9 protein-coding genes are annotated in these 12,699 nt (G+C 42.2%); 4 read left to right on the forward strand and 5 right to left on the reverse strand.

The features are described 5' to 3' along the window. Positions 1–139 precede the first annotated feature (139 nt). The 3 genes from ACJJI3_RS04625 to ACJJI3_RS04635 form a co-directional block, all read right to left on the reverse strand. On the reverse strand, positions 140–2,335 hold the full coding sequence (locus ACJJI3_RS04625) for a hypothetical protein (protein ID WP_444941641.1): 2,196 nt from the start codon (positions 2,333–2,335) through the stop codon (positions 140–142). 741 nt (positions 2,336–3,076) lie between these two features. Continuing rightward, positions 3,077–4,060: a right-handed parallel beta-helix repeat-containing protein gene (locus ACJJI3_RS04630; protein ID WP_444941642.1), complete on the reverse strand. Its 984-nt coding sequence runs from the start codon at positions 4,058–4,060 to the stop codon at positions 3,077–3,079. 899 nt (positions 4,061–4,959) lie between these two features. Next, positions 4,960–5,790: a sulfite exporter TauE/SafE family protein gene (locus ACJJI3_RS04635; protein ID WP_444941643.1), complete on the reverse strand. Its 831-nt coding sequence runs from the start codon at positions 5,788–5,790 to the stop codon at positions 4,960–4,962. Between the two features lie 618 nt (positions 5,791–6,408). Between ACJJI3_RS04635 and ACJJI3_RS04640 the strand changes: the two genes are divergently transcribed. Then, positions 6,409–7,098 (forward strand): YopT-type cysteine protease domain-containing protein, encoded by a 690-nt coding sequence (locus ACJJI3_RS04640; protein WP_444941644.1) that lies wholly within the window; start codon positions 6,409–6,411, stop codon positions 7,096–7,098. A 694-nt stretch (positions 7,099–7,792) separates the two neighbouring features. Continuing rightward, positions 7,793–8,938, forward strand: a complete 1,146-nt coding sequence (locus tag ACJJI3_RS04645) for a hypothetical protein (protein ID WP_444941645.1) — start codon at positions 7,793–7,795, stop codon at positions 8,936–8,938. A gap of 63 nt (positions 8,939–9,001) precedes the next feature. Here ACJJI3_RS04645 and ACJJI3_RS04650 read toward each other — a convergent pair whose 3' ends face one another. Further along, on the reverse strand, positions 9,002–9,874 hold the full coding sequence (locus ACJJI3_RS04650; protein WP_444941646.1) for a glycosyltransferase family 2 protein: 873 nt from the start codon (positions 9,872–9,874) through the stop codon (positions 9,002–9,004). A 547-nt stretch (positions 9,875–10,421) separates the two neighbouring features. Here ACJJI3_RS04650 and ACJJI3_RS04655 point away from each other — a divergent pair. Together ACJJI3_RS04655 and ACJJI3_RS04660 are read left to right on the forward strand one after the other, a co-directional pair. After that, on the forward strand, positions 10,422–11,267 hold the full coding sequence (locus ACJJI3_RS04655) for an alpha/beta hydrolase family protein (protein ID WP_444941647.1): 846 nt from the start codon (positions 10,422–10,424) through the stop codon (positions 11,265–11,267). A gap of 74 nt (positions 11,268–11,341) precedes the next feature. After that, positions 11,342–12,229: an SMP-30/gluconolactonase/LRE family protein gene (locus ACJJI3_RS04660; protein ID WP_444941648.1), complete on the forward strand. Its 888-nt coding sequence runs from the start codon at positions 11,342–11,344 to the stop codon at positions 12,227–12,229. 59 nt (positions 12,230–12,288) lie between these two features. Here ACJJI3_RS04660 and ACJJI3_RS04665 read toward each other — a convergent pair whose 3' ends face one another. Next, on the reverse strand, positions 12,289–12,681 hold the full coding sequence (locus ACJJI3_RS04665; RefSeq protein WP_444913137.1) for an allophanate hydrolase-related protein: 393 nt from the start codon (positions 12,679–12,681) through the stop codon (positions 12,289–12,291). Between the last annotated feature and the right edge of the window lie 18 nt (positions 12,682–12,699).

Consider the following 12,699-nt stretch of genomic DNA (forward strand, 5'->3'; position numbering starts at 1 on the left):
GGTTTTGCTATTGGTCGATAAATAGGTGAATAGCACTTCTTGATCTTTGTAGCTTCTGGAGATCTAACAGTTGTGTGATAAAAATAGAGAGCAAAAGCCTCTATTTTTATCACAGCTAGTTTTACTTTTTATGAATGAATCAATTAGCGCTATTTGAGTGGTAGATCATCGCTTGCCAAACGTTCTGCTTGCCGCCACCGTAACTATCAATTGTAGGGTTCTTGATATATGACCAAGCGACTTTACCGTTGCCCATGAAGACAGGTTCGTCAAGTCCGCCCCAACCAAAATTCGTCAGCTTTACAGGGCCTTCCAATACATTTAGGTCTGCATCAATTTCCATAACATAGTAGGCTTTCGGAACAAGCATCCGCATTGCCCCATTTTTAGCGGAACTCCGGTTATAAGAAAGGTTGTCGGAAATACACTGAAATTGCGCATAGCCAAATAGGTAACGTCCATTTTTCAAGTCGATAAGTTGTGGATCACTGATTTGACAGTCGGGCTCTTCTACAAGCCATTTAAAGCCTTCCCCCTCGATACTTCCTTCACCATCCACTTTAGCAATACCAATGCGAGTCAGGGATGAGGATTCCAGAGCATCCCCACTGCGTAGCCCCTGTCTTGAAATAGTTGGATTATCGCTGTTTGACATGTAGGAAAAGAAGCAGTTCGTATCATCGGATGAGCATTGCTGGTCAAAAGGCCCTTCAGTGCTGGTATCAATGCCGTATTCGCTTTGCAGGAAGCGATTCATTTCCTCATCATCAATGTACTTGGGGGAGACGATGAGAGATAAGTTAGTATCTTCATCCACAGGGACTACAGTGTGTCCACCTCCGTTAGAGAAAAATGCATTGTCGGAGGGGATCAGGTAATTGTAGTAACCTTCAAATCTACTGGTAGAAGAAATATCCTCCATCTTGATGGCAATAGTGTTTAATCCGCGCGATTGATTATATTGACCGCCATCGCTAGTGCAAATTGCTCCATATTTTTCGGTACCAGGATTATAAAATGCCCGGATATTCAAGACATGACCGTAGCCGCAAAGCCAATACCAGCCTCTGTTATTACTGCCACTCATATTTAAGGACCAGTTATCGCGATCAATAACAGTCATTCCAGCAGAATAGTGGGAGCCACCATAGCTGCTATCAAAAACCCGAGCAGTTACTGAGAAGGCGTAGCTGGTGCGGCCTTGGCTATCATTCTCGACATAGATAAGCTCTTGGGCTCCGGCGTGGCCACCACCGTGCATCTTGTTTACAACGTAGGCCGCAGGCTTCTCGCTAAGCGCTAAGTTATCCCACTCCATTAGCCAGATCTGATCATTATATTTATAGCCATTCTCGCGAATATACTCGACCATAGAGTTATAGTCGGCATCAGAGAGTTGATCGACAATGTAAGCCATCTCCTCTTGCATTTCGTTACCTTTAATTGTCTTAAAGGTCGGGGAATCGCCGAAGTCGGTCTTGGGGAAATTTTCTTTTAGCCCAGGTAGGAAGTCCTCGAACTTCAGTGTGGGATGGTCCGTAAAATAGCCAATGTACTGACTGTGATTGGTAGATATCATCAGGCCGATATCCCTTTCAATACGTCCGTCAATAGCACTGATATTATTTTCCATCTTCATCCAGTCGCTACCGTATTGCTCAACCAGATCCCCTTGTACGTCATAGCGCTCGTTTGCCTGGTATTCAGTGTTGCACAAGACGGCAACCCGTGAGCAATCAGCGCTAGCTGCGATACCATGGGCTTCATAGCATTGTTTTAGAATTGTGGTATTGCCAGTTTGGTCGAAGCTTAGAGTTTCAGGGTTATATTGCAGCTCATAAACGGTGCCATAAGTGATTTCATCTTCTCCACTACCTTCGCTAAGGGTCTTGGAAACAAACATCCGAGGTCTATCGGTGTCGGTTGCACAAGCGGTGGTGTAACTTCGCATGGGCACAGACTGTAGATTGTCATCCTGATTACTATCTGTTCTGGCTATATAGTGTGGGAGTCCATGGACTTCTTCAGCATTGGTTTGGGCATTCGGCAATGTGATATCCCGGGAAGTAATCTGGGCAAACCCCAGATCTGCCGTTTCTATATCGCCAACAGTCACAGTGCCAGGTTCGTTGTCTGGAAGGGTCCCCGATCCGCTATCCCCAGAGCCGCTACCACTACCTGAACCGCCACCATCTCCAGAGCCTTGGCCCCCGCCATTGTCGCCAGATGATTGGGCTGGGTCCGAATCTGAAGAAGAGCCTCCACCTCCTCCACATGAAGCCAGTATGACTGTAAATGCCAGTGCTAAAGTTTTCTTGCTGAATAGCTTGCTCATAAGTTTGCCCGTAAATGTGCGATTGGAATCGATTGTTATCTGTGAAATTGTCGACAAAATCTCATTTTTGAGTTATTAGAATTGGGAGCGCCATTCTAGTTCTCTCGATCTACCTTTCTGTGGGTTACTTAATAATTTCTCTAAAGGGGCATTATTTTGATAGGAAATCTTGTGAAAGCCTTCTAGTTGAACATCTTAAGAAACTCTACATGGGGTCGTTGGAATTATTGTCGAAGGCTTGAAAGGGTAATTGCTGCACCTATTAATCAGTTCAGATCTATAAATTTAATTAATGATTTTAGAAAGCTTGCTGATAAAACTCTGAAGAGAGAAAAAGAGGGGCTCAATATATTACTGGAATAATATTTGTTATACGTGGTGTGGCTGGAGATAAATGTATTAACCGGTTTGAACTTGGTTACGACTAGCGAGGGTAATTACGCTTATGGGGCAATAGCAGATTGTGTTTTTAACTGATTGGATCATTGCATGAACCAATACATCACGCTCGTATTCTACCTAGTCAATAATGATAAATGATATTGTAGTCCTCAATGAGTCATATACATCATATTAATAATTACATTTGATATGCATATGTGTAGGACGCTGTTTGGATGTAATTGCCCCCGATGATATTGTCGGGGGCATGCCAATCACAGCTTCTATTGATACTCCTTTGTTGGTTATATAAGGCGTATAGGTTATTGTCACACCTAAAATTTTAGCCAGCAATTCCCTTCAATCCAGGCAAGCAGGGCTAGAAGTGTCATGGATATTTGCCACCCACTGATTGTCTGAGCTGCAATCACCAGAATCAAAAACGTCCCAAAGATCAAAATCCGTATTCCCGGTAACTGTATTTGAAAGGATCTGATTTCTACTGCTGAACTCCCCGCTGATTACAATTCCACCAGGATTGTCTGAAATACCGAAGCCACCATTATTTAATATAGAGTTCTGGCTGACTATATTGTCGTTTCCTGAGCGGATCTCGACACCTCCATCTCCATTTCCGGTAATATTATTCTGTATTATCAACCCAAAACTACCGGTTGTTGCGATACCAAAAAAAGAATTATTCTCTAAGTGATTGTTGGAGATTGTAGTGAAGTTTCCAGAGTTAAAAATTCCCAGGTCATCAACCATTGCTACTTGATTAAGTGTGACATTTATAAAGTCTCCGCCGATCTCCATTCCTCCATCGCCTACACCTTCGACGTAATTTTGGATTATAGTGGTGCCATCTCCATTGGAGTCAATTCCATCACCTACAGTGGTGCCAGGAAGCCCAATGACCATATTTTCAGAGATAATGTTGTAATTACTGTCAATTTCTATTCCGTCAAGCCTAAAATCGCGAACTTCCATTTCTGATATTGTATGCGACCCATTACCCTGGACGAGAATACCCTCTGGGCAGTTATTGACTTCACCACCTGAAATTCTGGAGGCAATGCCTTCCACCAATATACCTGGATTACCTCCGGCACTAGAGATGCAAGATACCGTATATCCATTTAAAATTAGGTTTCCTGACGGTCCAACGACAGTAAGCGCTGGTGGGTTTCCATCGGATACATCACATAAAAGATCTTGGTCGAGTGTAACTGACGTAACGATTACTTCACCGCATTCTACTGCGCCTACCGGTGGAGTATACATACTTGCTGAAATGAGAATAGTAATCGGTGTAAAAGCTAATCCGAGAATTTTTTTAGACACAAAACACCTCAAATTAAAAAGGGAAGTAATTTGGTTCCTAGAAGACTAGCCCAAATATATTGTGGCCAAATGCTGAAGTTATAAATTTGGGGGATAATTCAACAATTAGTAAATTTGCTATCACACCGGATAAATCTTAATGTTCATCAGCTTCGATATGAGTGCGCGCTTTACTTCACTTAAGTAAACAACTGAATCATAGCCTTATTTGATCCTTCATTTCTGGGCTTACTGTCGGTGCCAAGCCGCATGTAGTCCTACGTACACTTGCGCGCTCTGGGTATTCCAATACAGGATACCTTTGCGAGCTTATCGCTATTGAATAACCTCTTGATAGGTAACGCCTTACTTTAACCGAGTATGTTATTGTACATATAAAGTACAATCTTCCGTCCAGATAACATAAGTTCATGTAAGATTGGCGGGTGTGTATAAAATGGGTTAGACGGCAAATCTAAATCTTCTCATGTCTCAGTGATTTTAATCCGCAAACTACGCTCTAGCGATTTCAGGGTACCAAAGGATAGGAGAGCGGCCTAAAAGCACAGTCAAACATTTCAATTTTTTTAGTTAGAACTCCATGACTTTGGCAGGGGCTATTAGTAGTTTTGAAAAAGGATGGAATTTATCGAGGTGCATTGGAGAGAGGTCATTAAATCTAACCCGCGCTATATACAGCCTTTGTTGGGTTGCGTATAGATTGTTTTGTACTGTTCTACTATTTAACCAAGCCTTCAAAGGAATCTCCCAAACTCTGGGCTAATACTCACCAAGATCAACAAAAACGAGTCAATTGTGTGGTTTTTAATCAGAGCGGCAAGTATAAAAGTCTGATAGTTGATGTCTGGGTGAATTGTATGTTTACTTCTGGTCCATTAGATACGATCCAAAAAGTAGTCTTAGCTTAGCTCAACTAGCAGGTTGATGTTTTGCCAAATAAAACGAACCCCGATAATACAAAGCAGTAAGGCAAAATACAGCTTTAAGCGCTTAGCAGATATCCGGTGAGCAACACTGGCACCAAGCCTGGCAAAGAGCACGCTGGTAAGTACAATTCCCAGAAAAGCCGGCCAGTAAATATAACCACTGCTCCACTTCGGTAGTAACTGATTGTCCCACCCTTGCACGGCAAAGCTGATTGAACCAGAAATAGCGATTGGCAGACCAAAGGCAGCAGAGGTTCCGACAGCGCGCTGCATTTTTGTACCGAAGTGCGATAAGTAGGGAACCACCAAGGCCCCTCCACCAATACCAAAGATCGCTGCGAGCCAGCCGATTACTCCTCCGGAACAGATCAAGGGTACTGCTCCGGGTAAGTGATCGCCATTTTCTTGCGAGGTTGCCGAAGCCAATCCACCTAAGCCCATGCGCACTGCCATAAATATGGCAAACACGCCAATCAATAGCTGCAGCCAAGCACCAGGTAACAAGTCTGCTGTCACGCCGCCCAGCCAAGACCCTAAAAGTATCCCTGGAGTCATAATCCAAAATAGGTTCCAGTTAACGGCACCTTTTGCGTTATGTGCCCAGACCGAACTGATTGAAGTCACGATAATGGTTGCCAACGAAGTCCCCACCGCCATATGGGTCAGTACCTGCGGGGAGATACCAATGGCAGAAAAAATCAACACCAAAGCAGGCACGATGATTAAGCCTCCGCCAATCCCCAAGAGGCCTGCCGCTGTACCTGCAATGGCGCCTAGTAGAATGTAAACAGATAGCATTTCCATAGTGCATTAGTTTAGTCACTCCTGAAGGTAATCAAATACACCGAATCGGGCCGTTTGATATATTAAATTGCTCCTTAGAATTTTTGTGCTCCAGTTAATTGACTTTCAAAAAAATATTCGAAAGACCATAAAATGGAGAAGGGTGCCTAGCTAGGAATTTCACCCATCAAGTTTGGGCTCTAGACGAGGTTTATATTGGATCGTATAGGGGGGAGTTAACGCTTGAGTTAGGTAAGCAAGCTATTTGCTCATATTCCATCCTTACTACTACTAACCAGTGTTACAGCCTCTATAGGTATTGAAGCAGCTGGCTATTTTTGGCCTTTGATGAAAGCAAACTTGCTTATATATTTGTGCGGTTAGGTCTGAGAAAGTGTAGGAATCAGAGCAATGAGTATTTTACCAAGATCAAAATATATACTTATCTGACCAGACTAAAAGGAGCTTGAAGCTTCTTTATCTGCGAAATTCCAGATGGGCTTCAGTACAGGGCAAGAGTGACTTTTTGCATTAAATAATGATTACTTTGGATATTGCAAAAACTAGCGTTCATATTTTTTGCACAGTGTGTAAATAGAATCAGCAACTTAATATGTAATATTATGGTAATAAAAAAGTATGCCAAATGATGATGGAGCCTCCAATTTTGGTGGTCAGAAAACGTGGAAATTCAGCCAGGGAAATTACAGTAAAATACTCAAAAAGCACCCAAATTCTAAAGATGGAATTTGTGAAGCCTTGGCAGTGAGTTGGATTAGTAAGGGGCTTCAATCCGGTCTTCAGGATGCACTATCGACGGGAGGTGATATCGACAAAACGAAGGTGGCAGTAGTTGCCCAGCGTTTTGCCTCTATGTATCGATTTAAGTTTAAAGATGGAAGTGAGGGCGACCCAATGAAGTCTTATCAAATGATTCAAGAATCCCAAAAATATTTAGAATCCCAAGGTTTTAAACACATAACTCATTTAGGAACTGCATCAAGGCAAAAAACGGGAAACCCTCCCTTGGATGAACAATTCACCATAGTGTTTGATGGTATTGAGGCTGAACAGTGTTTCACGCAGCAAACGCAAACAATTTATAGTATGTTAAGGTTTTCTGGGGTTAAATGGGCACATGCAACAGCATTTAGGATTGAGCCCACTGCAGATAAAGCTACTTATTATTTTGACCCGAATGCGGGAGAGTACAAATTCCTAAAATTTGCACAGTTTCGAAAGTGGTATGAAAACTACCATAGGAGCTCCAGGTTATATCGGACATCCGAAACAATAGGGTTTCAATTGCTTACTCATAATGATCGCTAACTTGCGCAATTGGTCTTTTCAATAAGGCTGACTAGTATAGCAACTAATAACTACCAATAGCTCAAGAATTGATTACACTTCACCTTGATATTCTGCACCTCCGAGTACTTTAGTATCTACTAAATAGATGTGTGTTTTTAGTCATCTTTTAGTTTTCTTTGTGGGGGTAGTGCTGATTGTCAAGGTGGATAAAGGTTGGCCGCTAATACTTGGCAATCTCAGCTTACGTTGCTACTAGAGTGAAAGTGATGAAAAACATGAACGCTCGGCAATCAGTATTGAAGCATTAAGCTGTAGCTATCGTATATCTTTTATTGTCATTATCTAACCATTTTGTAGATGGCGACAGTAAGAGGTGCTAATTTGACTTCGGGTGTATAGTGGCTCGTATCATCGTACAAGGGATCCGTAAGCGATAAGCAGAAGAAATAGACTTGATTATATATGTGTCTCGCGATGACCCAATCAAGAATCCATGGGCGTGTAGTTTCTCTAAGTGATATTTGGATGCAGATTCCTGAGCGTATACAGTTGCGTTAGTAAACTCTATTTGTCTTATATTTTGCCTCATACGATTTATGCTAAGTTACTCAAATGAAACTTTCGGAGTAATTGTTGCCATAAGGGTAGTTGACTAAATTTATATGGTATGTGATCAAATTAAGTGGCAATCCCTCCCTTGTAAGGTGGTATCGTGGCCGACAAATCCAACTTTCTGTCCAGATTATTCACGCCGATAGAAGCGCCAGAGAGCTTTGTCCAGCAGCACTTAAAAGGTTATGGCTGTGTATCTACTCTGCTTATAAATGTTGTCACTAGAAGTAACCAAGATGAAATTACTGATTGTCTAGATAAGCTCTATGACTTAGTTGCATTGACTACCGCGCCTCACCCAAAACGCTTTTACTTAGAAAAGATAGAGGCGCTGAGGAAAGAGCTGACAGGTGTCGTTGGAAGGAAGGCCTTATATAAGAGGTTGGAGGTTGAAAAGATCCCCTTCTACATCCACTTTGATAGCACGTCTGTATGCTTTATAGCAAATCATGATTTTTTTTCCGGTTACACTGGTCTGCTCTTTTCTAAATATGCCAATTGCTTGTTGAAGAAAGATCAGGAAAAGTCAGATGCATATTGCTCTTCAATAATGCATATATACAAGGGGAATGGGCAATACTCAAATTTTCACCGAGTTATAGGGCTGGCTCAAGCTATATTTATAGGTTTAAGTCTGAGAATGTTTAATAGGAAGGAGAATAAGCCAAATCCATTTCTCTTGGAGGAAAAGGGTTGTATAAAAGGAGATCTAGATGACATCGTATTGGTGTCAGCTAAAGTTGAATCTAGCGAGATATCTTTCGAAAATGTTTTGAAATCTTTTATAGATAATTTTGTCAGTACTTTCGAAAGGCAGCGAGCAAACATATTGATTACCCAAGAGTTTATTCACAACATTCCGGATCAGGGTGAAAGACTGGCCGGGGTAGGAAATACGGCGTCTGGTTTCTATTTTTCTCTAAATAAACTCTCTAGGTATCAAATATACCTATTAAAAAGGTACCATATTGCATATTATGCAATGGTACTCCTCAACATGTTAAAAGTTGAGAAACAAGTTACATCAAGTATCAACGAAGACTTTACATTTAGTTATTTGCCTGCTCGAGAGGTCGACTGTATCGCGACCTATTCAATCACAAGAGATGCATTGGTCTTTGTTATTAGTAAAGCTTCCGATGGTTATCATATTGAGGTTGCTGTTAATGAGGCTATTTTCTCTCTTGATAAGGTTGTTCTGTTTCTGAAATCTTTCTCTAGTGAGATTGAACTATCAGATATCTGATAGATGCTTGAAAAATGTATATCAATATTTAGGCGCGTTTAAGTTGGTCACTCAGGTCAATTGTTAGCTTGCAGTAGTTGTTAGCCCAAATCGTTTGAATTCGCGATTACTAAACTCATAATACCCGGAAATTCTCTTGCAGATATATTGATAGTTTGGGTTGCTCAAATCTTTAATTTTGTTCTTCTTGCCATTGATTGTCTCTGTTAAATTTATGTTGTCTTGGTGGTAGACAATGGCTTCTTTCATAAAAATTGGCTGTGCTTTGAGTTCATTGATAACTCGATAAGCCAGGTCTATGTCATCGTAACCCCAGGTTCCATCGTATTTTTCATCAAAAAAACCAACTTTAATGACATCCTCCCTTTTAAATACCATATTACAGCCATAAAAGTGCCCCCAGGGGTGTTCTGTATTCGGTAATTGCTCTATTTTCCCTAGGCGCCTATCTTTACTGAGTCCATAATTTGATGGGCTATTAAATCTAGGGCATGCGTCAAGGTATTTGCCGCCGCCGTCCATTTCTGCTGGGACAATATCTTTAGAGTGAATAAACTCCCTTATCCCGGTCATGCAGATACTAGGCCCATAATCATTGATTGTTTTTTGAATCTCTGCCAGATAGTTCGGGGCAGGGATACAGTCACTATCTGTAAATACACACCACTCGTGTTTAGCAATCTTTACCCCTAAGTTTCGCGCCGAGTTAAGTGCGAATGGGTCTGGTAATTGAGGTCTGAATAGTAAAGTTAAAGTAAGGTGGTGCTTAAACTGGTTGTAACATGGCAGGATGTTGGGGTCTTTAGAATTGTTATCGATAATAATAATTTCAAAATTTTCCTTTGGAAAGGTTTGTAAAGTGTAGCCTTGTAATAGGTTATACAGAAGGTCAGAATCGTTGTAGCATGGCATAATAATACTGAATCGATCGGACATGCACCTAAACTTCCTGTTGTCTATAGATCAAAATCATTTTAAGTGAATCAGGTGAAATATAAGATAAGCGATAAATCAAATCTCTTAACTTGGCGACTGGATTGATCGGCTATCAAACCTGCCCCTTGCATTTTAGAGTACCTAGAAGTTTTAGCACTTTTGATAGTGAATATGAGGATTATTAGCAGGGTATATTTTTGTGCAGCTCACTTGGACATTTGCAGGTGAAATAGTGGAAAGCTAGAACAATTGTCTGCCATGTTATTTGACTTTTTGGTAAAGCTACCTCCTTTCAATTCATAAACTGGAACATCAAATCTAATTATATAGGGCTATATAATTAAGGCTTTTAACTTGCTCTAGTCTTTAGGGGGTGGTAAATGTCGAGAAGTGAATATTCAAGTCAATTTACTGCTCTTGGAAGGAGGAAATACCTGTTAGGGATCAACTTGTTAATTACCTCTCATGCGATAGACCGGAAGTATTGGGCGGAATTTTAACTTACCCAATAGTTTGTGTTGAATTACACGGGGGAACCTTTGAATAGATGATTGAGGCACAGCAAATCCCCACTAACGATGGGATAGTGCTTGGTGCAAGGCTATTCTCGCCGAGTGAGGTGCCCAAAGCCGGCATCATTATTAATTCTGCTATGGCGGTTAAGCAGAGCTACTATCGGGATTTTGCTTGTTTCTTAGCCCGGAATGGCTATTTGGTTCTTACTTATGATTACCGAGGTATCGGTAAGTCCGCTATCGAGAATCACAGGGACAAACGGCTGACCTTAAGAGCCTGGGGGGAGAGAGATTTGGTGGCAGTGATTGACTGGTGTAGCAAACGAGCTAAAAGCTTGGAGTGGCACTGCATTTGCCATAGTGTCGGTGGTCAAATTGTAGGTCTTGCGTCAAATAATACCCGATTTGCGAGTGTGTATTGTGTTTCTTCTCAGAGCGGCTATTGGGGGCATTGGGATGCAAGGTATCAGCCAAAGCTATTATTCGGATGGTACTGCGCATTTCCTTTGCTATCGAATGTTTTGGGATGGGTGCCTGGAGTTCTTTGGGGTGGAGAGAACCTACCTGCAGGAATAGCTCGTGAATGGGCTTACTGGGCTCGACATAAGGATTACGTTGTCGATCAGCATAGTCGGCCGATTCGTGAGGGATTCGAGCGTTTGCAGTGTGATATGAAGTTCCTGCTAATAGATGACGATAAGGACTTTGCACCAGAGAAGGCTGTTTGTGCATTGCGAGATTTTTACTGCAATGCGAATACAGATATTGAGGTTATTCAAACCAGCTCTATTGGAAATACATCAATAGGCCACTTTGGGTTTTTCCGAAAGGAGTTCAAGGAGAGTCTTTGGCGGAACGTATTAGGTTGGCTGGACTAGTCCCACCTGGCGTTGATACGCCCTTGTATCACATATGATGCCTTTTTAACCGACTCGAGTCTGTGGTCGTTAGCATGGAAAGACAAGTACTGTGTAGAGGCTTACAAGAACCAGAAGGGCCCGTCTGTCTGCCTGATGGCCGCATTTATGTCACTGAAATGGCAGCTGGCCGGAACTGTATAAGCCGTATTGATTTGCGTGGGCAATACCAACAGATAGGGTATCCTGCTCGGCGACCTAATGGCATGGCAATCGATGGGTATGACAATTTATGGATTGCAGATGGAGGGGGTAAGCAGCTTGTTCGCATGGGGCTAAATGGGGATCTTATTGAAGCTTATGACGGACCAGAAGATCAGCCCTACTTATGGCCCAATGATCTGGTTTTTGGTGATAATGGCTTACTTTACATAACAGACTCCGGGATTGACCCGGATATTTTTGTTCAGGGGCAGGTGATTCGAGCTGATTGCCGATCTTGTCGCTACTATGGACAGGTATTAGAGATAGATCCTCGCAATGGAGATGTGTTGCGACAGCTTGATTCCGGATTGCGTTTTCCCAACGGTATTGCCATTGATGATCGGGGCCAGCTGTATGTAGGGGAGACTATTAGCGGCAATATCTACCGCTACGATCTCGCTTCGTTAATGCTTCCCAAACGGGAGCTTTTTGGCAATGTGGTTATTGGGGCGCCAGAGGGATTTGTAGGGCCAGATGGGATGGCTTTCGGTAGTGACGGTCGATTATATTGTGCAGTGTTTGGTCAAGGTGACGTGACCGTTCTTGATGGTGAGGGAAGGGTGGCCGAACGTATACCCACCTGTGGTAAACGACCCACGAATATAGCCTTTTGCGAAGACCCGAGAGGTGGGGCGGTAGTAACGATTCTGGATGCAGGGTGCTTAGAGTGGGTGGGAATACCGTGCCGTGGTAGGCAGCTATATCGCCCAAAGATATAGACTGAGTAGATTGTCTACCTAATGATATTGTTTAGGGCCAAATAATAGCAGCTTCAACGTCAGTTTTTAGATTTCTGTTGTATATAGTTGCGCCATCCATGAAATCGGGAAATATCTTCTTGTTGCTGAGTCAAATAGTTTTCTCCTAATATCCCTAAAACTTGCCCGCCATTTTCTAAGACTACTTTACCCAAAGTTAGTCCCGCCGCTTCTAAATTAAGTACTTCAATTAAGTTGGCCTTGGGTAAGGACCAAATTTCAACGTTGAACCATGTTCCACCTGTGCGCACTCTCTGCATGGAAGGATATTCGCCTTTGATTGCCCACATCCGGTAAATGGCTTCTGTTTTAGCCTCCCTAACAAATGTTGCATTGTTTTGTATTAAGTTTTTATCTAACGCCAGGCCACGCATCAATGGTCCATTTACCGCGACTTCTGTATGTGTACTCATTTCGATTGTCTAAATCAA

This window comes from Microbulbifer maximicatervae (SeqCode) (genome assembly GCF_052466985.1).